This is a genomic window from Paenibacillus chitinolyticus NBRC 15660, assembly GCF_000739915.1.
Classification (GTDB): domain Bacteria; phylum Bacillota; class Bacilli; order Paenibacillales; family NBRC-103111; genus Paenibacillus_F; species Paenibacillus_F chitinolyticus.
Genome location: NZ_BBJT01000008.1, coordinates 1 through 21,163 on the forward strand (window position 1 = coordinate 1; position 21,163 = coordinate 21,163).

Annotated in this window: 17 protein-coding genes; 4 read left to right on the top strand and 13 right to left on the bottom strand. The window is 56.4% G+C overall.

The annotated features are described in order from the left end of the window. Positions 1-125: 125 nt before the first annotated feature. The 3 genes from PCH01S_RS18980 to PCH01S_RS18990 all read right to left on the bottom strand — a co-directional run bounded on the left by PCH01S_RS18980 (position 126) and on the right by PCH01S_RS18990 (position 2,514). The gene (locus tag PCH01S_RS18980; protein WP_042231928.1) at positions 126-1,067 is read right to left on the bottom strand and encodes an alpha/beta hydrolase; all 942 of its coding nucleotides are present in this window, start codon (positions 1,065-1,067) and stop codon (positions 126-128) included. Between the two features lie 405 nt (positions 1,068-1,472). After that, entirely contained in the window at positions 1,473-2,024 is a 552-nt protein-coding gene (locus PCH01S_RS18985) for a DNA-3-methyladenine glycosylase (protein WP_042231931.1), read from the bottom strand. 13 nt (positions 2,025-2,037) lie between these two features. After that, positions 2,038-2,514, bottom strand: a complete 477-nt coding sequence (locus PCH01S_RS18990; RefSeq protein ID WP_042231933.1) for a hypothetical protein — start codon at positions 2,512-2,514, stop codon at positions 2,038-2,040. 177 nt (positions 2,515-2,691) lie between these two features. Between PCH01S_RS18990 and PCH01S_RS18995 the strand changes: the two genes are divergently transcribed. Continuing rightward, positions 2,692-3,078: a DUF4183 domain-containing protein gene (locus PCH01S_RS18995; protein WP_042231936.1), complete on the top strand. Its 387-nt coding sequence runs from the start codon at positions 2,692-2,694 to the stop codon at positions 3,076-3,078. A 22-nt stretch (positions 3,079-3,100) separates the two neighbouring features. Next, positions 3,101-3,529 (top strand): DUF4183 domain-containing protein, encoded by a 429-nt coding sequence (locus PCH01S_RS19000; protein WP_042231937.1) that lies wholly within the window; start codon positions 3,101-3,103, stop codon positions 3,527-3,529. A 70-nt stretch (positions 3,530-3,599) separates the two neighbouring features. On the opposite strand, the gene PCH01S_RS19005 is transcribed toward PCH01S_RS19000, so the two are convergent. Beyond that, positions 3,600-4,505, bottom strand: a complete 906-nt coding sequence (locus tag PCH01S_RS19005; RefSeq protein ID WP_042231941.1) for a polysaccharide deacetylase family protein — start codon at positions 4,503-4,505, stop codon at positions 3,600-3,602. A 64-nt stretch (positions 4,506-4,569) separates the two neighbouring features. On the opposite strand from PCH01S_RS19005, the gene PCH01S_RS19010 reads away from it, so the two are divergent. Both PCH01S_RS19010 and PCH01S_RS19015 read left to right on the top strand, forming a co-directional pair. Then, positions 4,570-5,151: a TetR/AcrR family transcriptional regulator gene (locus PCH01S_RS19010; RefSeq protein ID WP_042231944.1), complete on the top strand. Its 582-nt coding sequence runs from the start codon at positions 4,570-4,572 to the stop codon at positions 5,149-5,151. Between the two features lie 62 nt (positions 5,152-5,213). Continuing rightward, positions 5,214-7,103, top strand: a complete 1,890-nt coding sequence (locus PCH01S_RS19015) for an alpha/beta fold hydrolase (protein ID WP_042231947.1) — start codon at positions 5,214-5,216, stop codon at positions 7,101-7,103. Between the two features lie 115 nt (positions 7,104-7,218). On the opposite strand, the gene PCH01S_RS19020 is transcribed toward PCH01S_RS19015, so the two are convergent. The 9 genes from PCH01S_RS19020 to PCH01S_RS19070 all read right to left on the bottom strand — a co-directional run bounded on the left by PCH01S_RS19020 (position 7,219) and on the right by PCH01S_RS19070 (position 21,163). Then, positions 7,219-10,314, bottom strand: a complete 3,096-nt coding sequence (locus tag PCH01S_RS19020) for a hypothetical protein (RefSeq protein ID WP_241688789.1) — start codon at positions 10,312-10,314, stop codon at positions 7,219-7,221. Between the two features lie 555 nt (positions 10,315-10,869). Next, positions 10,870-12,675, bottom strand: coding sequence for a glycoside hydrolase family 35 protein (locus PCH01S_RS19030; protein ID WP_042231952.1), 1,806 nt, complete (start codon positions 12,673-12,675; stop codon positions 10,870-10,872). 518 nt (positions 12,676-13,193) lie between these two features. Next, entirely contained in the window at positions 13,194-13,499 is a 306-nt protein-coding gene (locus PCH01S_RS19040; RefSeq protein WP_042231956.1) for a hypothetical protein, read from the bottom strand. 147 nt (positions 13,500-13,646) lie between these two features. Continuing rightward, the gene (locus tag PCH01S_RS19045; protein ID WP_042231958.1) at positions 13,647-14,408 is read right to left on the bottom strand and encodes a MerR family transcriptional regulator; all 762 of its coding nucleotides are present in this window, start codon (positions 14,406-14,408) and stop codon (positions 13,647-13,649) included. 119 nt (positions 14,409-14,527) lie between these two features. After that, on the bottom strand, positions 14,528-15,118 hold the full coding sequence (locus PCH01S_RS19050; protein WP_042231960.1) for a DedA family protein: 591 nt from the start codon (positions 15,116-15,118) through the stop codon (positions 14,528-14,530). Between the two features lie 420 nt (positions 15,119-15,538). Beyond that, positions 15,539-16,537 (bottom strand): zinc-dependent alcohol dehydrogenase, encoded by a 999-nt coding sequence (locus PCH01S_RS19055; protein WP_042231963.1) that lies wholly within the window; start codon positions 16,535-16,537, stop codon positions 15,539-15,541. Between the two features lie 430 nt (positions 16,538-16,967). Next, positions 16,968-19,247 carry a helix-turn-helix transcriptional regulator gene (locus PCH01S_RS19060; RefSeq protein ID WP_042231966.1) on the bottom strand — a complete coding sequence of 760 codons (2,280 nt, stop codon included), beginning with the start codon at positions 19,245-19,247 and terminating at the stop codon, positions 16,968-16,970. Positions 19,248-19,325: 78 nt separating this feature from the next. Then, complete coding sequence (locus PCH01S_RS19065) at positions 19,326-20,204, bottom strand: carbohydrate ABC transporter permease (protein ID WP_042231969.1); 879 nt, start codon at positions 20,202-20,204, stop codon at positions 19,326-19,328. Further along, positions 20,198-21,163, bottom strand: a complete 966-nt coding sequence (locus tag PCH01S_RS19070) for an ABC transporter permease (RefSeq protein WP_042231970.1) — start codon at positions 21,161-21,163, stop codon at positions 20,198-20,200. Before PCH01S_RS19070 ends, PCH01S_RS19065 begins: the two co-directional genes overlap by 7 nt.

Consider the following 21,163-nt stretch of genomic DNA (forward strand, 5'->3'; position numbering starts at 1 on the left):
GGGGTTCCGGGGGTTCCGGGGGTTCCGGGGTTTCCGGGGGTTCCGGGGGTTCCGGGGTTTCCGGGGGTTCCGGGGTTTCCGGGGTTTCCGGCCGGTTGTCTTGTCATCTCTGTCTTTTTATATGGTTACCGTTTATCCGTACCCAAGGCCAGCCGAAGCTGCGAGGCCATCTCATCCAGTGCCTCTTGTGCGGCAGGGACGAACTTGTGAAAATTGGCGAAGCCGTGAATCAGGGTCTCGTAATTCTTGTACGTCACTTCGACTCCCGCCCCGATAAGCTTGTCCGCATAAGCCTTGCCGCTGTCCCGCAGCGGGTCGTACTGGGCAGTCACAATCATCGCGGGCGGAAGTCCGCCAAAATCTTTATAGTGAATGGGATAAGCATAAGGATTGCGGATTTCTTCCTCCGTGTTCAAATACTGCTTCGAAAACCATTCCATCATCCCCACGGTCAGCAGGTAACCTTCCTTGTTCTCGCGCAGCGATGCCGGGTCCTCTTCGAGAAAGCCCGCAGCCGGATAACATAGCAGTTGGTAAACGATCTCCGGGCCGCCCGCTTCCTTCGACTTGATGCAGCTTACGGCCGCGAGCGCTCCTCCCGCGCTGTCGCCGCCGACGGCGATCCGTGCGGGATCGATGCCGAACTCGTCCGGATGGGAAGCGATCCATTGAAGGGCATCGTAAGCGTCGTCCACCGCCGCCGGAAATTTATGTTCCGGTGCCAGGCGGTAATCCACGGAAATCACCCGGGCATGAACCGAGTTCGCCAAGTTCCGGCAGATGGAGTCATGCGATTCCAAATCTCCGACTACAAAGCCGCCCCCGTGAAAAAAAACGAACGCCGGCCACGGGCACCGACCTTCAGGTGTATAAATCCGGATCGGGATATCCCGTCCCTTGAGCGGAAGCTTCCGGTCCTCCACCTGTTTGACCTCCTCCACCCCGAAAGTGAAGGCCGCATTCCCCGTACCTTTGCGAAGATCCTCCGGCCTCAGATCCTCCCAAGACGGCAGCGGGTGTGAATTCATCTGTTTAAGCATCATGGCAATACGCGGTTCCACCGGCATATAACACGACTTCCTTTCGAAATTAAGCGTTCCCCCCAGAGGGAATGAAGCGCAAATAAGGGGGACAAAAAGGAACGGGAGACATTCGCACGATCGGATACGGACTCCGATATTTGGTTTCACAGTGAAATATTTAAACACGGAACATTTCACTTATCTAAATGGTAAATGGCAGGGAACCGAAAGTCAAATTTAGCCCGCTTGCCTAGTCTCTAAAGGACTCTATATGCTGCGGCACATACAAAAAACAACCCGTCTCGGCTTGTTCGAAACGGGCTGTTTCTATTTCGGCGCGTATACGCGGAAATAGGCTTGCCGGGTATAGCGGGGGACTTGGCGTTAAGAATCCGTGCAGAGCGGAGCAAACGTGTTTCCTCCGTCCCTCTCCTGCCTCCGTCGGGTGCTTCACTCGGCGACAAAACGCCACGGGTAGTCCACCGCTTTGGTGATGCCGATCCGCCGCGTGACGAGAATCGGACCCGCGAGAGGGGCTCCGCGCTCCAGCGCCAGTCCTTGCGGCGGTTCCGCAAGCAAGTCGCAGCCGTTCAGGTCCCGGGTGATCCCGAGGCCCTGCGCCAGTTTACCGGGACCGTTCAGCAGATTCCGGTCCGGGGCGCCCCCGCGGTTGTCGCGGATCAGCTCCAGCCCCTCCAGGGGCCTGGCCGCACGCAGCAGCACCGCTCCCACTCCGCCGGGCTCGTGGGCCACGACGTTGATGCACAGGTGCATCCCGTAGATGAGGTACACGTACAGCCGGCCGACCTCGCCGAACATAAGCCGGTTGCGCGGGGTGACGGCGCGGCAGGCATGGCTGGCCGGGTCATCGGAGCCTTGGTAGGCTTCCGTTTCCGTAATCGCCACACGGATAAGCCCCGCCTCTGTCTGCCGGACCAGCTCGCAGCCGAGCAGCTCTTTCGCTACCGTAACGGTATCGCGTTCCAGAAATGACGCGTCCAATTTTCCACCCCTCTTAATTGCCGTATTTCTCCCGCCACGCCGCTCTCCAATCCGGGTAAGTGACGGAATGGACTTCTTCCAGCGTTTTGCCGTCCAGCGACCAGCCTCCGCCGGTCGATCCGTATTGATCCTGAGGAAACGAGAACCCGCCGAACGGCTCTCCCTCACTTTCGTACACATAAACGTCGACCTTTCCTTTGGAAAGAGGATGTCCCTTGACGACGAATTTCTGGACACGGATCAATTTGCCCAAATATTGTTCAGGATCTACGGTTTGCAGGCCCCAGTACATCATCCCGGGCAATTTTCTGAGCACATCCTTCGTCAGCTCGTAGCTTTGGCCCTCGCCCTCGTAAGACATAATGCGATAGCCTTTGTCCTCCAGATAGCTTTTGGCCAAACTGTGTTCCCGCGGGACCTGGACTTCCCTCCCGTCTTGACATGCCGTCAGCACAAGGAGAAACAGGAGCGCGGCCCATCCGGCTTTCATAGAGTTTCCTCCTTTTACACTTTATGAACTTGTCCGGCATTCTTTTAACGCTGTAAAAGTCAGGCCCGCTGCACGATTGCGGCTCGGGGCCCGGCAAACGCCCGGTTTACGGCAGCCTCTCCTTTGCATATATAAACAGGAAGAAGAGTTTTCCCTCTGAGAAAGGAGGCAGGCGCGGTGCGGCTAAAACGGAAGAAACGAATCCGCAAAACGAAACAATCGGGCTCCCTGCGCATTCTTCAGGCAAAAACGGCCGTTTTTGTCACGTTTTCCGACGGATTCCGGCGCATTTACAGAAATCGCGATCAGGATCCCTCCTACGGCCGGGTACGAATCCCGGATCCCCGCACCGTGTCCTACACGAATCTGTTCGTAAACGCGGTCCTCCAGCCGTCCAGCGTCTACCGGGTAAGCCGGGGGAAACTGAAGCTCCGCTCGCCGGAATTGCCGGAAAAAGGCGTGCCGATCATGCTGCAATTCGTCACGATTTTGGGAAAGCACTCCCGCGGATGCCGGGGGCGAAAGACCGCGACAACCTGCCGTTCACCGCATAAGGTAAGGTAAACAAGCAAAGAGGTGATCACGCATGCCCCCATCTTTAATCAAGCTGTTCGTTGCGGCGAGCAGCGTCATTACGGGTACCGTCACCACGACGACCACAACGGCCGTGAACGACAACGTCAGACGGTTCGATGCGGTCGTGACCGCGCCGATGATCGACGCGGGCGCAGGCACGACGACAATCCCCGACACAAGCTTCCGGGACGACTCCGGCACTACCCTGGCCGCAGGCGCGCTCCCCGTTCCGCCGGCGGGCGGTTACTATAACCTGTATGCGAACGGAGTGCTGCAGGAGGGAGGCCTCTCCACGCTGTCCGCGACAAATCTTGTCATCGCTACGGCCGCGCTGCTTCCCGGAACGCCCGTTATCGTGGAAGTTCACGATTATACCGGCACGACGTCCGCTTCCGCTTCAACGCCGAACCTGACCGTAACGACGACGGTAAACACGTAAACGGTTCCCCCTCTTCAGCGGGAAACATCCGGCCAAGCAGTGCGGCCGTCCCCCGGATAGGGGGATTTTTTTAACGGGACGCCCTCTGCAATCTTTGAAGCTCCGACCAGCCGATGAGGCGGATTCCTTCGGCGGCAAGCAGTCCTTTTATTTCGGGATCGCGGAAAAGGCGGAACTCCCATTCGCGCTTTTGCCAATGAGGGTTGATCGCCTTCAATTCCTCGGCGGGCAGAGCCGGATGAAGAATGAACTCCGAGACTCCGGGCTTAAGAGCCCTCAAAAGCCGCATGACGCTTCCCCGGAAGCTCTCGTAGGTCTCCCCTTTTTCCATATGAAAAGGAAGCCCCAGCAAATAATCCAGAATCACCACGCCTTTGGCATCGGCTTGAGCGGCACGCAGCCCGGCCGTCTTAGCTGCTTCGGCCGGCACCTCCAGACCCATGTCCACGTACCGGGGAATCCGGAAAGGCAGCCCGTAGGACGCGCAGATGTCAAACACGATGCCGAGAAAATCCCGGCCGGTGCCAAGGCCGTACAAGCTTCCCATGTGATTGTCCAAATGAGTCGGCATAACGCCCATCCGCATCGCCAGCTCGATCTGGCTCACGATCTCCGTCCGCACCTCTTCGGGGTCGGCTCTACGCTCGAATGAGGCGGAATCCGCCGGGAAGTATCCTTCCTGCGTAACGAGCGACGCGACGCTGCCGTGCCGGGTAACCGGCCCCCATTTGTACGGCGTCCATTCGCTCGTAAACGTCAGGTGGACGCCCACATCCGTCTGGGGATGGGCCGCCGCCCACTCCACGGCTTCTTTCGCCCAGCCGCACGGCATCATGACGGTCGCCGACGAGACCGCCCCCTCGGCCAGAAGCTGCGCGATTCCTTCGTTCGCGGCATGACACATGCCGTAATCGTCCGCGTTGACGATAAGCAGTTTTTCATCCGGGCGGTAGCCCAGCGCTTCCGCAAGACTCATCTTTTCCCCTTCTTTCCGAAAGTAAAGATTGACGAAACCCTTTTTAGTACTATACAGTAGTAGTATGAAAACGACTAAACGAACTTCCAACCGGGACAAGGCCCTGAATACCGCCGAACACCTTTTTCTGACAAAAGGGTTTCTCCTTACCAGTATGGACGAAATTGTAACCGAGAGCAAAGTATCCAAAACGAATATCTACTACCATTTTAAAAGCAAGGAGGAGCTTCTGGGGGCCATTACGGAAAGACTCGTCGGACGTTACGAGGAGCTTATCCGCGAAGCCGGTTCCCGGAGCGGACTGACTGTCCCGCAGAAAATTGCGGCGATCGGCGATTTGCTGATGCGGGGTGAGGACGATTTCCTCGGAGGCTGCCCGTTTCTGACGCTGTACGTACAAACCTCCCGTGAGGCCGGATTCGTCAGGGAGCGGATCGGACGTTTTTTCCGGGAACAGACCCTGTACCTTGAAGGACTTCTCGCGGAAGGCGTCCGCAGCGGAGAATTAAGATCAAGTCTGGAACCGGGTCCTGCGGCCGCACTGATCCTTTCCGGTATAGAAGGCGCGCTTTTCCTCCAGCATGCCAGCCCTGATTCTACTTATATGCAACAAGTGCTTCCCGCTTTAGCCCAGCTGCTAAAGTAATTTTTTTGAGTATTTCTAGTACTAATTAGTAGTATATTTTCAGAAAGCAGAGGTGTTCATGAATGGCACACATCTTTATTACCGGCGGAACCGGCTTTATCGGCCGTCACGTTCTCCGGGCTCTATCCCTTCCGGGGGCGGGGTCGGGAGGATCCCACCGGCTTACCGTCCTTGTCCGGTCTCTCGCCCGCTTCGATTCTATTCTGCAAAAGGAGGGACTGGAGTACTCCCCACATATCCGTCCCGTGAAAGGCGACCTGTCTCTGCCTTCGCTCGGACTGGACGATATCGGCTTGGAGCTTGCCGGGCAGGCGGATATTCTCCTGCACATGGGCGGGCCCATGGACATCGGGCTCGGGCGGGAGGAGGCCGAGAGCGTGTTTTTCCGCTCCAGCGAAGAGATGGTGTCCCTAGCGAAACAGATCCATACCAACCGGGGACTGAAGCATTTTATCCATCTGGTGGGCTTCAAGAGCCCTTACCACGAAAAAAACGCCGATCTCCCCGAGCACATCGGGCATCCCGGCGAGCCTCCTTACGAGAATCGAAAGTTCGCCGCAGACCTGTATATCCGCAGGGAGCTGTACCGCGAAGGAATTCCGCTCTCCGTCGTAAATCCCAGCGTCGTGATCGGGGATTCCGCCACCGGCGTCACCGAGCAGACGGGAGGTCTCGGCATTCTCGTCGACTCGGTCCGGCGCGGCCTGATGCCCCTCTCTCCCGGCGGTGCCGGGCACTGGCTGCCCCTGGTGCACGCCGACCATGCGGCCGCATTCATCGCAGCGCTGGCCCGGGAAGAAGAGCCCGGGAACGGCACCTATTTTCTGCTGGACGAAAAAAGCGGCAGCCCTGATATGCGTGAACTGGCCCGGAGCATCGCCAAAGAAGTGCGTGTCCGGAGACCCTTCGGCGCGATGCCTCTTCCCCTGCTGAGCAAGGCTCTGGGGACAAAATGGGGCCGTAAAACCGGCATTCCGGCGGAGTCCATGAATTTTATCGCGGACGGCGATTTTCCTCTTGCCTCCAAACAAGCCGTGGAGCGGAAATACAAGCTGGATACGGGGCTGAGCAGGGATATCCTGCCCGGCACCATAGCCGATCTGGATTACCGGCTCTCTCACGGGGAGGCGGGGCTGCCTGGTGCCGAATTTAAACCGGGCCGTCTGGGTAAGCTCGCCGTATGGTCCCGCCAGAGAGGCTCCGGTATCCCGGTGGTACTCCTGCACGGGACCTTCAGCGGGGCGTTCCCGCTGCTCCCGGCCGCTTCCCGGCTGAACGGCCACCCCGTATACGCCGTGGATTTGCCGGGCTTCGGGCGCTCGCCCTATCACCACGGAAGCGATGTAATTGCCGGTTATGTCGAGGCCGTCACGGGCGCATTGATGGAGCTCGGGGAACCGGTTGTGCTGGCCGGCCACTCCTTCGGAGGGCTTATCGCCGCCAAGGTGATGGAACGGCTGCCCGGCTATGTCCGCGGAGCGGTGCTTCTGCAGCCGGCCCTTCATCCGGCTCATGCCGGCGTCCCCGCCTGGATTGCGGGCGCCTATATGAAGCGGATGACGGAGCGGGCGCTGGTCCGGAAGCTGCTGGAATCCGGCAGCTTTGCGGACGAGGAGGAAATCCCGCAGGAGTACGTGCGCTATGTGCTCCGTGATTTGGCTTCGCCCCGGGTCCGCAAAACGAACGCGGACGTATTCGCCGCTCTCGGGAACGCCGGAGCGTTCGGCCTGAGTCCCGGGAAGTGGGACACGGGCAAAGTCCGCCTCATCTGGGGAGAGCTGGACCGGCGGTACCGCCTGCCGCAGGCTTTCCGGCATCTGCCCGTAACGGAAATCCCCGCCGGGCACCAATTTCCGATTTCCCATCCGGACCGGACGGCCGGGTTGATTCTGGCGCATGCGGAAAATTGCGGATCTGAGCGGACGGCCATGGAACGGCAGCCTCTTTTTTAGACCCTCTCCCGCTTGTCTGCTTTCCTGAAACGGCTTGCTGCACCCTGGAGGCAAGGTTCCCCAAACACAAGGATCATAGCTTATCCATTCGTTATGATCCTTGTGTTGTTCCCTTTTATTTTGTGAGCGGCGGATTGGACTGTATTCTAAATTGTGTCGCAGCTTCAACCTTCCCGAAATAGGGAGCAGAGGCAGCCGTATAGATCATATTCGTTCCTCCCCTCAATTCCCGCAGGGTCAGCGTACGCCGGAGCGTGAGGCCCGGCGGTCTCCCTTGTATCCCTCCGTTATCGTTCCATCTCGTTTGAAAGGTATTTAGCGGCAGCTGACAATTGTCCAGAACGACTGAAATTTGAGGATAAGTCCCGATTATGCCGGGAACAGGCTTCCTTAAGCCCGGAAAGTGAACAAGAAGTTCAAAAACGGAAGGATTTCCCTGTCCCGGAAGAGGACGCAGCAGAATTAGGGCATCCGTATAAACAATGCCAAGCGATCTTTCAGAAGAGCGGTTAATTTGAAAATCAGCGACAATACGCGGGATGGCAGCCTGAAATTCGGCCACCTGCTGCATTTTTTGAAGAGCGGGGGCCGCTTGCGAACGCAAATTTCTGTATTGTCCCTGCAAAGTTCTTATTGGTACGGCTTCCCGAATGGCACGAACAATGTGCTCCGGTGTCAGGGTAACCCCGAGTGGAATTTGCGGATTACCGCCGGGGACCGGAATGAGACCCCCGAGACCGGCATTATTCAGAATTTTATCCAGGGCTTCGCCAAGGCTTTCATTCCCTTTTAAAATTCCGCCTAAGTTGCCTATCGCATCGCCTAACCCTCCTATTGCATCCCCTAAGCCCCCAATGTTTCCTAACCCTCCGCCCAAATCACCTATACTGCCGCTGCCTAAGCCGCCGATACCGCCGTATCCTGCCGGACCTCCTCCCGTAAAAGCCGGACCACTGAGCGGTCCAGGAAGTTTAATCGGCACGTTAATACTTAGGTTCAGATTTAGATTCGAACGCCGGAGCTGCTGGAGAATCTCTTGAAACAGATAATCCGTGAAAGCGGGGAAGTTCCCTTGACCCGTCATCGTATCCAGTACCTTTTTGGAATCCAAGGTTACTTTACTGAGTCCGTTCATGATCGGATCCAATACCGCACCGGGAAGCAAACTATTGATGGCGGCGTCTATCCCCTCCGTTACAAGGGATTGAATGCGTGGAGGTAATACGCTTATTTTTTGACCGACGAGTTCACGGATAATACGTCTGAGAGGCTCAGTCAGTACGGTCCGCATATAATTTCGGAGGGCTTCCCAGGCTTCTTTGAGAATACGGCCAAATTTATCGATCAAGTCCTGGAGCTCCTGCAGAAGAACTTCAAGGAAAGCTTGAAGCACGACTGCGATGATTTTTGAAGTAAATGTCGTTGCTCTAGTCATAAGGATGGTCAGCAATGTATTGGCTACATCCGACAGATTGCCGGCTCTCGGCGACCAATCCGTCTTCCGCAGATTCTGAACAAACGAGGCGGTAGATCCGGCCTCTATCGGGGTAAAAATAATAAGCATCTGATCGAATGCCCGCTGAGGTATAAAATTCGCTAACTGGTCGGCCGCCTCTCTGAATCCTGCCTGTAAAGGCCGGATGAGATATCGGTTGGCAGGCCCGGTCAGCTCAAGCAGGTTCACGACAGCAGGGCTGGACAATTGATTGGCCGCTCCATTGAGCAGTCCGCCGAGCTGCCCCTGGATATGCATGGTAACCCCGTTAAACATACGGACAAGACCTCTTCCGACAATTGCCAGCAGCGCAGAGGAAAGAGCCTCTCGGACGAATGTCCGATCATAGCCGCCTTGATTCATAACATAGGGAAGTGCGACACTGGCCGCAATCTCCAGAGAGGGAATCAGACCGCTCTGTAAAATAACGCCCATTTCCCGGCTGCCCGAAGCGACTTGCTGAACAGCTTGTTTAAAGGCCGGTGTGTTCAGCTGCTGCCCCGCGTAGGCTTGGAGTCCGGAGGTTAGTCCTGTCAAGAGGCCCGACGGGTTGCTGCCGGTGTAAGCAAAGATGGCTCCTGCGCTTGTTTGCGGATTGCCCGGAAAAGCGTTTTGGAAGATGTTCAGGATGAGGCGCGTGTCTTCCGATTGGGAAAGCAGGGTTTGAAGCGGCTTGCCGGTTAAGTAGGTTATCAAATCTGTTTGGGAAAGTGGTGTGCCCGGACTTCGGCCTAATTGAGTGTTTACGTCATTCGCTACGTTTGACGGCACTTGAACTTCCAAGGGTCCGTTGAATGGATAGAGAGACATCTTACTCTCCATATGTTTGTTTAACGACGTTAATAGATTATTGGCGGTCCATTGTACGGTGCTGTTCGAAGCTGTCTCCCGAAACCGTTTCAGCAGCCAGCGCTGCCCTTCCAGGATAATGACCGCGATACTCCGTTCACCGGCTTGTTCTCTCGGCAGTTCACCGATTTCATAAGCAAGCCGGGCTCCAATGATTACTGGCGCTTCAAGAGAACGTATCAGGGCCAGTTGTTCCGGAGACGTACTCTGACCGGCCAAAGCAATCATTTGGGTGATAGCGGCTTCTGCGTAACGATTGATAAGCCTGCGCGGATTATCAAAATTCACCTCTACGAAAGCACGGTACCCGCCGCCCACCTTAAAGCCGTACCCCGCTTCAAAAATATACTGGAACCCGGGTTTGCCGAATCCGTCATTACTGAGAAAAGTTCCGGAGGCTACGAGATTTGCATAGGCCATTATCGCAACTGCGGCCTGGGCATGCATCTCTCCTTGTATCGTAATTTCTCCCAGAAGAAGCTGGAACAGCTCCATCGGAGCTCCCTTCATATCGGGCAGCCCTCCGACAGCGTCCGTAAGATCTCTGACAGACATCCTCGGCCGCAGTCCGATTCCCGCAGCAAGGCGGGCAATGGCTTGAAGCCGTACCGCCAATCCGGCCTCATCGAATAGATCCAGCGGTGCTTGCGCTTGCGCGCGGAAGGTTACTTCACCGCCAATTTGAGCAAACACAGGCACGTTCTTCATTTTGGCGACGAACTTTTCCGCAGCGCCTACGTTTAAATCCACCCCCCTCCGGCGGGTAGCGGAATATTCAACTTTCCGGCTGCCTTTTACTTGATTCCACGGAATAACGGAACCGGAGCGATCGCTAAAGATTTGCCGATTGGGTTGATTCTCTGGCAATAGATCACCACTCCTTTCTGTTTGCGCTCACTCCAGTATATGGAAATCACAATCGTTCATGTTTCCAAGTGAGTGCCCGTTTGGCCTCAAGTTAAAAGGACAAGAAAACGAACCTCCTCTTTTGCCCGTCCACAAATACATCCCTTACCCTCGTAAGTGTCCCAGAACTGCAGACTATGTAAATCATCCGTCCGGTAAATAATCATCTGCTGACGACAAAACCCCCGCATCCGCACGTCAGTGGGCTGCAGGGGTGACCTAACAAAAAGAAGGATGACGGTGTCATCCTTCCCTGGGGATCTGACCGGGCCGGTCAGATGGTCCAGCACCGTTGCCCAAGAATGCTGAGGCAGTCTGCCCGCATCTGATCGACGGTGATAAACAAAATATTCGGCTGCCGCATAAGGAACACGCTCCTTCACCTGTTTATGGAGGGGGAGGCCGCCCGGCATTATCCGCATAGCCTCCATGCAAGCCATATCGCGGTGCATACACCGCATAACGGCATGCAAGCGCCTAAAAAAAGAGCGCGGACTATACATCCGCGCTCCTCCCTTACTCTCCCGTGAAATTCAGGATGCTCTGGTCCACGGCAGCCTCCGTCCCTAAATCCGGCTTGTCTTCAAGCCGGACGGAAAGCTGTTCCGTGCCGTGAAGCTCGAACAGGACGATCTCGTTCGTCCCTTTGCGCAGCAGAGGCCCCGGCACATACAGCGATTTCTGCGGGCCCCGCTCCCAGTAGCGTCCCAGGTTGAAGCCGTTGACGTACGCAACGCCTTTGGTCCATCCCTCCAGCCGGAGGAAGGTGTCGGCCGCCTCCTCCGCTTCGAAGAAGCCCCGGTAGAACGCGGGCTTCTCGCCTGCCGTGTCCGCATGTTGCGCCGCAGTGGCCGTTCCGAACTCAAGCCCGTCCATCGAATCCAGCGGAAGCGGATAAATGTCCCAGCCATACTGGAACTGGTTATCGAGACGCACGCCTTCCGTGATTCCCTTGTGATCGCGCAGCAGCGGGCCGTAGTTGACGCGCCCCATATTCTCGACAAGAATGTCGAGACGCGCTCCTCCGGCCGGCACATCAAGCTTAAGCGGCCGGACATCCCACCGCTCCACGGCGCCGATATAGCTGCCGTCCAGGAACACCAGGGCGCGGTCGCGTACGTCCTGGATATGCAGCTCCTGCCCCCGGCGAGGGCCGGTCACGTGCGTCGAGTACAGAATAAAGCCGTAATTCTGGCCCAGCTTCTCCATCGGTTCCGGCGTTACCCGCCGGACCGGCTGCGACAGCTTGCCGAGCTGCGCAAACAGATCCGCACGTTCTGTCATCTCCACCTCGCCGTATTCCTTTACCGGAAGAGGGTCCGGCAGGGCGCACTCCGGTTCGCCTTCGTGCTTGGAGATGACTTCACGGAAAGCTTCGTACTTCGTCGTCAAGTCTCCCCGCTCCGTCAAGGGAGCGTCATAGTCATAGCTCGTCACCGTAGGCTCGTACGTCTTGATATGATTCGCTCCGCTGTAGAAGCCGAAGTTCGTCCCGCCATGGAACATATAAAAGTTGACGGAAGCGCCGGCGCCGAGCATGTCGTCCAGCACCCGGGCGGCGTCTTCTCCGTCGCGCGTATGATGTTCTTCCATCCAATGGTCGAACCAGCCGTTCCAGAACTCCATACACATGAGCGGTTCATCCGGCCGGTACTCCCTGAACTTGGCGAACGATTCTTCCGATCTGGAGCCGAAATTCACCGTGGCGAGCACGTCCGGCAGCGTTCCGCCCTGCAGCATCTCGTCGGTCGGCCCGTCCGAGGTGAACAGGAGCACGTCGATGCCCCGGTCGATCATGCCGTCCCGCAGATAGCGCAAATACGCCTTGTCATTGCCGTAGCTGCCGTATTCGTTCTCCACCTGCATGGCAATGATCGGGCCTCCGTTCGTGCATAGAAGCGGAACGAACTTTGGCAGCAGCACGTCATAGTAGGCGTCGACCTTCGCCAGAAACTTCGGATCGGAGCAGCGCAGCTGCATCTCCGAGTCCTTGAGAAGCCAGGCCGGCAGGCCCCCGAACTCCCATTCGGCGCAAATATACGGGCTGGGCCGCACGATCACGTGGAGACCCAGTTCCCCGGCAAGCTCTACAAAAGCGGTCACATCCGCTATACCGCCGAACTCAAATTTTCCTTCCTCCGGCTCGTGAACGTTCCACGCCACATACGTTTCCACCGTATTGCAGCCGCAGGCTTTCATTTTCAACAGTCGGTCGCGCCAATATTCCGGAACGACCCGGAAATAGTGAAGAGCCCCGGAAATAATCCGGAACGGTTTATCGTTCAAGAGGAATTGGCTGCCTTTCACTTTAAAACTTGTCATAGGTTTTATCTATCCTTTCAAGTCGCCCACATTGATGCCGGCGGTTATTTTATGCTGCAGAAGGGCGTACAGTACGAGCGTAGGAATCATTCGTTCATCGATTTGAAAGAAGTGGTCACCGTCCGCAGAAGCGATGATGATGCAAATTAACAGTACCACCCGCGCAGGCATGTGGGAAAGAAATGTTTTCAATGCCCCCGCGCTCTTCCCCTTCTACCTTACTGAATGTCCCGCCGCTTGAACATGAACAGAAATGACCGATGTATGCACTTTTTTGACTTGTTTTCGAGGCAGCAAAAAAAAGCCCCGCGGCGGAGCTTCTTTTTATACGGTTCCTATATGGCGCGCACATTCCGGCCGGCTATTTGTTTTTCGCGTAAAGCCAGTCGCATTAGCCCGCATAAAATAATGTCCTTTGGATAAGGGTGAAAAAAATACACAATCAAAAAGATAAACGTACTGTCACGTTGCTCATAGAAGCGTTAATACGGAGAGGGTAAGGCTGTGGGTTTGGCGCTTCAATCAAGCAGCCTAAACCGCTCCAACTGGTCGTGAATGCCTTCTTTCCGCAAGATTTCTTTCTGCTTGGTGCCGATCAGGTCAAAATGCGGAAACGGGGCCCGGTTATGAATGTACCTGGGATTCAGCCCGTGGGAGATGCACCAGTCGGACAAGCGGTCGAGGTCGGAACACCCGACTTTCGTGACCGTTGTGATTCCGGGAAAGCGCGGCTCCAGCCAGTAATGCGTCAGGTAAGCGATGTCTCCCCGGGAAACCGCCGCCTTCCAGCGCTGCAATTCCTCTCTTTTCACTCCAAAAGCCACCGGTTCTCCCCCTTTCCGGGCAGGATGATATCATGCGTTTAAAGCGGTTATGCGCACCGGGCGCGGGCGTCAACCGAGAAACTAATTATACCGCAAAAAACCGCCGGGCAACATACGCCCGGCGGCCGTTCGCAATACGTTTCGCCGTTATTGTGCGGACGCCCATGATTCGGCGGCGGCGCGCAAATAATAAGCCAAACCGGTCTGCTGGCTCTCCAGCATCTGCCGGTGAAAATCGTCTTCCATAAAAAACTTCGCCTGATTGACGTAGTCTTGAGGTCCGAATGCGTGCCCTGCTTTGTTCAGGAAATCCAGATGGTCCCGGAGCAGCGTCCGCACGTCTTCGTGATCGAACTTCACTCCGTCTTTAAGGGCGGCGGCCATCCCGTCCGTAAACCGTTTTGCCTCCGCAGCCTGTTCGTTCAACGCCTCCACATCGATCGTTTCTTTCTCCAGAAGATCGTACCCGTACGTTTCTTTCAAATACTCGTTCTGCTCCGTCAGCGCCTCTTTCCATTCCTCTTCCTTGCCGAATCCTTTGAACATGTCTGCCATTTCCATTCTTTCTCCCTCCGAGGCGTACCGGATGGACTGCCGCAGCGTCAGGAGAAGCTGTTCCAGCCTTACCTTCCGCGCCGTAAGCAGCTCCTCCTGCTCAGATAAAACAGCCGTCCGCTGCGGCTTTTCTTCCAGCACCCTCCCGATTTTTTCCAGCGGCACATCCAGTTCCCGATAAAACAAAATCTCCTGCAGGCGCTGAAGCTCCTCCATCCCGTACAGCCGGTAGCCCGCTTCACTGATCTCCCGGGGCGGAAGAAGACCGATTTTGTGGTAATGATGCAGGGTCTTTACCGTTACACCCGACACCCGCGCGGTTTCCTTGACGGTCAAGAGCTTGTCGCTTAGCATGGTATTCCTCCTTTCCTGTCAAAGTCTAAAGGCTCCTCCAAGAGGAGGGTCAAGACGAATTCGCAAAAAAATTTATATCGTTCACCGGTAACCGGGTATTAGCAGGGGATATGGCGGGTCTAGGTTTGTGATTTTTTGGTTCTATTTCTCCAGAAGAGGAATAAAACCGCCGCGGCGCAGCCGATAACCAGGAAGAGCTTCGTTTCCGGGACGATCAGAAGCTGGGACAGATTGCCGCCCCACTGCCGCCCGATTCCGTAGAAAAGAAGCGTCCATACCCAGGCTCCGCTATATGCGTACAGAGCGAATTTGGCATAGCGTTTGCCATATGCGCCCATAAAAATCGGCACGATATACCGGACACACGGGATAAAACAACTGATGCAGATCGCTGCCGTGCCGTACTTATCGAGAAGCTGCTCGGAAGACACAAAATACCGGGCGAACCTTTCCTTTCCGCGCAGCCGGTTAATCAAACGTTTGCCGAATACCCGGCCGATCACAAACCCGATCGTGACTGCCGTGATCAGTCCCAGAAAAATACACAGATAAACGAGCCAAGGATTAAGCAGCCCTTCGGCTCCGATAACGCCGCCTGTCATTACAGTCACTTCATTGGGTACCGGAATGCCGAAAGGCCCCAGCGCCAGAGCCGCGTAAAAAAACGCATATCCGTACTGGTCCACCAGCTCCAGGATGAGATCCCCCATCGCCCTCCGACCTCCTTCGTGGTTAAATACCTTTACGACTCCAATCTTAAATTAAAATTGTTACGTTTTTTTGATGCGGAACCTGAGAAATACCGGAAATACTCGTGCCCGCAAAAAAAGAAGATACAAATAAGCGAAACGTCACCTTGGGACAAGGATCGGTTTCGCTTTGTTCACGTTAAGATTTAAATGGAAGCAGCTTTCACGAGAGAGCGCCCGAGCGGTTCCGCCTTGGCCGTCTCATGCCGCCGCAGCCGTTTTTTCCGCGTGTAAAAGCCGAGCGATTCCGGTTAAGGGGCCGATCCGTAGGGACAGACCCCGGGGTCTCCGGTCAAAAGGAGTACGCTCCGCATGGACAGGCCCGGCCCGCCGGTAAAAGGATTGGTCCGCACGGCAAGCGGCGGCTAAGCGGCCCCGCCCTTAGTCCGCTCCGTACCGGAGCAGCACACCGAGCGCCGGTTCGCTTCCGCGGAAGCTTTCGTATGCTTCCGCGGCCCGGCTGAACGGAAGCGAGGTCAGCAGCGGGGCCGCCGAAATGCGGCCTTCCGCGAGCAGACGGATGTACTCCGCGGTATTGCGTCCTTCCGTCCAGCGGACGTAACCGACGGGGTAATCCCGGTTGTCGCGCTCGTACATCGGGTCGTATCGTCCGGGGCCTCCCGCCCGGGAGATCAGCACGCGGGCCTCCTTGCCGAACATCTGGCCGCGCGAGAAATTCGCGCTCACGTCGCCGACAAGGACGACCGAGCCGCGGTCCCGCAACCAGCCGAACGCGCGGTTGATCAGCGGCTCGCCGTCGCCGCCCACGCAGAGCAGGACGCTGTCGGCGCCAAGACCGCCGGTCACCCGCGCGAGCTGCGCTTCCAGCTCATCGGCGCTCGCGAACGCCTCGACGCCGCCCATGCGCAGCAGCTCCGCGCGTCCGGCGTCAAGGTCTAGGCCCGCCGTCCGGATGGCGGCGGCCGAGGCGATCTGCGCCGTCAGGTTGCCGAGGATGCCGAGCCCGACCACGACGACGGACTCGCCAAACCGCAGGTCGGCCGTACGCAGCGCGTGGATCGCGATGGCGCCTAGCCCGGCAAGCGCCGCCTCTTCCGGCCGGACGTGATCCGGCACCGGGGCGGCCAGGTTCGCCGGAACGGCCAGCGTCTCGGCGTGCCGGACGTAAGGGGCGCCGTAGCAGGCGACGCGCTGTCCCGGCTCCAGGCCGCGGACGCCCTCGCCGGCCTGCGTGACGATGCCGACCGCGCTGTAGCCCAGCTCGACCGGTGTCTCGCCGGACCGGCGGAGCATCGACAGCTCCGTTCCGGGGCTGATCGCCGAATATTCGGTACGGATCAGAATATGCCCCGGCAGGAGCGGCGGTTCCTCCAGTTCACGCAGAACAATTTTTCCATGTTGTGCCGCAACGCATTTCATTGCTTTTTGCCTCCATGCCCTTCGTCAGCTTCCCGTATGCCCGCCCTAATGCAGCCTGCTCATGGAGAAAGCGGTATCCGGGCGGGGTATCCCGGGTATAAGGGTAATGTTCTCGTTGTTCGATGTTTCGTTATTCGACGTTTCGTTATTCGTTTTCACGTCATTCGATGTGCATGTAGTTCCGTTATTCATGTTCTCGCTAATCTTTATGCCTGTGGTCAGGGCTTTTTTAATTACGCTTCATTAAATGATTGCCCCGTGAGTCATTGGCCGCCTTAGTTATTGGCCCCGTTAGTTATTGGGAGCGTTACTATTTTATACACGTTCATCTTAATGCCGCTCTATATCGACCCGGTCAACTTTTCGCCAGGCAACCTTCGTTCCTCGCTTCAAGCGCTCCTTGGCTGGTGAACCTCTCTGGGCATCCCCGTCAGGAAATCGACTTCCTCCGGTATTCGCTGGGCGAAATGCCGTTGTATTTTTTAAACGTGCTCGTAAAAGTCGACGAATTGAGATACCCCGATTTCTCGCCGATTTCCGCAACCGACCAGTCGGTCGTTTTCAGCCATTCCTTGGCGTGCGCCATCCGGACCTTGTTGAGATATTCCACGAAATTGATGCCGAACGCTTTCTTGAAGTAGTTCGAGAAATATTTCGGGGTCGTGCCCAGCAGCTCGGCCATATGATCCAGGTGCAGATTTTCCTTATAGTGCGTGTTGATATACTGGGCGATGAATTCCGCCTCCAACTTCGTGTCTCCCGCCGGTTTCCGCCATTCCGCAAAACGGCGCGCGGCATAGTCCAGCGCGGTTTCGATCTCCCGGTAGTTCACCGCTTGATGGACCGACCGGATGAAACCTTCCTGCAGCCGGATCAACTCCTGCCCGTCGACTTTGCCCGGCTCCACGTACTGCTGCATGTGATAGTAGATGCACTCGGCAACGGGAACCAGTTGGTGATGGTGGACATGCCGCTCGGCGTTCTTCTCCAGAATGGCGCGGATCATCGCAAGGCATGCCTCCACGTTCCCGCCCGCGAGATGATTGGAGAGCTTCTCGATTTCATGCAGCGGGAAGTACACCTTCCACGTATACCGGATCGCCTGCGTGTCCGTGACGGGGGTTGCCTCCGAGAGATCCCGGTACATCAGGCCCCGCTTCACCTCGCGGTAAGCGTCCTGGCAGTACTGGATCTTCGAGGCGTAGAGCCTGCTGACGGCCGCCATAACGGCGACGTCCTTCAGCGGTCCGTTCCCGGCCTGCTTCAGTATCTGCCCCATGCGCCGGATGACCGGCTCGCGGTCCGAAGGCCGGTCGAGGCCGATCAGCGCCAGGAACTGCAGGCTTCCCGCGTGGAAAACGGCGCAGTGGCCGCCGGCCTCCCCTGCCGCTTCACGCAGCACGGCCTGCAGCGCCTGCTCCAGGGAAGCGGCCCGCAGCGGTGCCGGCGGTTCGCTTCCGGCTTCCGGGCCTTCCTTCGGCCGCAGATGAATGGCGGCCATCATGAACTGACCCGTCCGGAAGAAATCCGCGAAGATGTGCTGCATCCGGTTCTCGAATTCGCGCGAATGCGAGAATTCGTCGAGGGCATGCAGGAACACGCCGCGCCGGATTTCGGAATGTACCGTCTCCATCTGGACTTTGACGGAGGCATTCTCCAGTTGGATCTGCTCGATGCCGCTTCGGATACGGCTGTAATCCGCCTGCGGTTCCGCCGTTTTTCCGCCCAGCAGGCGGACCAGATCCCGGATCGGCCGGTACAGGTAGTGGCTGAGCACGATGGAAAGACCCACCGCCGACAAAATGGCGATAATCATAATCATCCGGTTCCACGCGACTACCGGCGCGGTGCCCGCGAGCTCAACCGGCATTTTATCGATATAAATAAAATCGTTATAGTCGGATTTATAAAACAGATACTCGTAATCCCGGCTTTTGACCGTCGCTTCCTGCCCCGGGTTAAAATACACCTCGTTGAGCATTTCCACCAGATCCCACTCCGGGTCCGTACTCAGAATACGGTTGCGCTCGGCATCCATCACCATCAGGGAAGTGCCCTGCATCATCGCGGTCTGGTTAACATGCTTCAGCAGCTTATCCACGTCGATCAGCAGCATAATGTTGTACGTCGAAATCTGATTGCTTCCCATCAGCACGATGAGATTGCGGTTCTGGACAAGCCGGTCCGCGAATTGCACTTTGAATACGCTTGCAGGAAATACTTTCTGTGTCCGGTTCGTCTCGGCAAAAGACCTCCAGTATTCCGCGTTGTACGTATCGTGCCGGTACTGTTCGTTGAAGAGCGCCTCCAGGCTCGACGTCCCTTGCGAGGTAATCGCGATGGCGGACCCTTTCTCGAACAGGACAACTTCCTCCAGATAATCCATGGATGACACCAGAGTCGTCATGTTTTTCTGCATCAGATACACGTCGTTCATGTTGATCCGGTCATCCTCCATCATCTCCCAGGACTTATAAGGCAAGGCATGGATCGAATAGATGAGATCGTTCATCTCTTTGAAAGCCTGATCGAACGACCGGATGACGTGCTTCACAACCAGTTTGTTATTCTCGCTGACTTGACGATAAATACCCGAAATCGAATTCTCGAAGACCAAGTAATTGGATGCGAACATAACAACGGCCACGAGCAGAAGCGAAAAGAAAATCTTCAGCAGCCCCATGTTCGCTTTCCAGCGGATCCTCGGCATATTCCGTCCCCCTCGCTCTATAACGGAAATGACGCTGTTAGTTCCCTTAATCTTCGACATCCGGCCGGGCATCCCTTCTCAGCCTTTTTCGGAGCCGAGCATAATGCCCTTGGCGAAATACTTCTGCGCGAACGGATAAATCAGCAGCACCGGAATCATCGAAATGAAGATGGTCGCGTTTTTCATCGCCTCCGGCGTCAGCGCAGCCTGATCCACGAGCCCCGACTCCTTGGCCTGATCGAAAATAAGCATATCCCGGAGCACCACCTGCAGCGGATAAAGGTTGGCGTCGTTGAGATAAATAAGCGGCAGGAAAAAGCTGTTCCAATGGCCCATGAAGTAGAACAGGCCGATGGAAGCGAGCGCCGGCTTGGACAGCGGAATGATAATGCTGAACAGAATCCGGTATTCCGAGGCGCCGTCGATCAGGGCGGATTCGCGCAAGGACGAGGACATCGACTCGTAAAAGCTTTTGAGAATGAGCAGTTCGATCGTCCAGATCGCGTTGGGCAGTACGAGGGCCCAGATGGAATCCAGCAGGTGGAGCTTCTGCACGACGATGTAAGTCGGGATAATGCCGCCGTTCAGAAACATCGTGATCACAATGGCGATCATAAAATATTTCCGCCCGAAGAACGTCTTCCGGGAGAGGGGATAAGCGGCCACCGCCGTCATCAGCAGGTTGATTAAAGTGCCCGCGCCCGTATACAGAATCGTATTGAGGTAGGCGCGCGGAATACGCGGATTTTGCAGAATTTCCTTGTAAGCGTCCAGGTTGAATCCGCGGGGCCACAGGAACACTTTATTCTGCACGATGTAAGCCGAATCGCTGAACGAAATCGCGATGATGTACAGCACCGGATAGACGGTTGCGGCCGCGACCAGACTGAGAACGATCACATTCATCAGATCGAAAAGACCGAATTTGCGAAGTTTGCTTCCCTTTGCGGTTACCATAAGCTGCTTCCTCCCGCTCTCCGGCTGATCATATTGCTGACCAGCAGCATCACGAGCGCGACCAGCGCCTCGAACAAGCCTACGGCAGCGGCATAGCTGTAGTTCGTTTCAAGCAGACCTTTGCGGTAGACATACGTTGAGAACACGTCCGCCACGTCGTACGTCATCGGGTTGTAGAGCAGAAGCACCTTCTCGTAGCCGATCCGGAACATCGCGCCCGTTTTCAAGATGAACATAATCGTAATGGTCGGCAAAATACTCGGAATCGTGATATAGCGCATCATCTGGAACCGCGTACAGCCATCCACGCGCGCCGCTTCGTACAAGGTCGGACTGACGCCGGCGATCGCGGCCAAATAAATAATGGCGTCGTATCCGATCGTCGCCCAGATTTCCGAGGACACGTAAATGGTACGGAACCATTCGGGGTCGATCAGGAAATAGGTCCGGGTAAAGCCGAGCGCCTCGATAATCGTATTGATCAGCCCCCGGGTCGGCGACAGGAAATCGATAATCATGGAGGAGATAATGACGACGGACAGAAACGCCGGCAGATAGCTTAGCGTCTGCACCGTCTTTTTTAAAAATGACAGGCGCACTTCATTAAGCAGCAGGGCGAACAGGATCGGGAACGGAAAGCCCCACAAGAGACTAAACAAGCCGAGCAGGATCGTGTTGCGGAACAGCATCCAGAAATCTTGGCTGGAGAAAAACGTTTTGAAATGCTCCAGTCCCACCCATTCGCTGCCCAGGATGCCCTCGTACACGTTGTAATTTTTAAACGCGATGATCAGCCCGTACAGGGGGCCGTAGCGGAACAGGATGAAGAAAACGATGCAGGGGAGGAACAAAAGCAGGAGCTGGCGGTCCCTCTTGATGTGCCGCAAAATTTCGGCTCCTTTGGAACGTTTCGGTTGGCTGACCGCCGTTTGGGCCAGCTCGGATTGTGCCTGATGCAT

What these genes read in the sequence shown, in the direction of transcription:
- PCH01S_RS18980 (WP_042231928.1), bottom strand. Translation starts at nt 1,067, where the DNA reads ATGCCGGTGGAACCGCGTATTGCCATGATGCTTAAACAGATGAATTCA.
- PCH01S_RS18990 (WP_042231933.1), bottom strand. Translation starts at nt 2,514, where the DNA reads ATGAAAGCCGGATGGGCCGCGCTCCTGTTTCTCCTTGTGCTGACGGCA.
- PCH01S_RS19000 (WP_042231937.1), top strand. Translation starts at nt 3,101, where the DNA reads ATGCCCCCATCTTTAATCAAGCTGTTCGTTGCGGCGAGCAGCGTCATT.
- PCH01S_RS19005 (WP_042231941.1), bottom strand. Translation starts at nt 4,505, where the DNA reads ATGAGTCTTGCGGAAGCGCTGGGCTACCGCCCGGATGAAAAACTGCTT.
- PCH01S_RS19010 (WP_042231944.1), top strand. Translation starts at nt 4,570, where the DNA reads ATGAAAACGACTAAACGAACTTCCAACCGGGACAAGGCCCTGAATACC.
- PCH01S_RS19015 (WP_042231947.1), top strand. Translation starts at nt 5,214, where the DNA reads ATGGCACACATCTTTATTACCGGCGGAACCGGCTTTATCGGCCGTCAC.
- PCH01S_RS19030 (WP_042231952.1), bottom strand. Translation starts at nt 12,675, where the DNA reads ATGACAAGTTTTAAAGTGAAAGGCAGCCAATTCCTCTTGAACGATAAA.
- PCH01S_RS19045 (WP_042231958.1), bottom strand. Translation starts at nt 14,408, where the DNA reads ATGCTAAGCGACAAGCTCTTGACCGTCAAGGAAACCGCGCGGGTGTCG.
- PCH01S_RS19050 (WP_042231960.1), bottom strand. Translation starts at nt 15,118, where the DNA reads ATGGGGGATCTCATCCTGGAGCTGGTGGACCAGTACGGATATGCGTTT.
- PCH01S_RS19055 (WP_042231963.1), bottom strand. Translation starts at nt 16,537, where the DNA reads ATGAAATGCGTTGCGGCACAACATGGAAAAATTGTTCTGCGTGAACTG.
- PCH01S_RS19060 (WP_042231966.1), bottom strand. Translation starts at nt 19,247, where the DNA reads ATGCCGAGGATCCGCTGGAAAGCGAACATGGGGCTGCTGAAGATTTTC.
- PCH01S_RS19065 (WP_042231969.1), bottom strand. Translation starts at nt 20,204, where the DNA reads ATGGTAACCGCAAAGGGAAGCAAACTTCGCAAATTCGGTCTTTTCGAT.
- PCH01S_RS19070 (WP_042231970.1), bottom strand. Translation starts at nt 21,163, where the DNA reads ATGCATCAGGCACAATCCGAGCTGGCCCAAACGGCGGTCAGCCAACCG.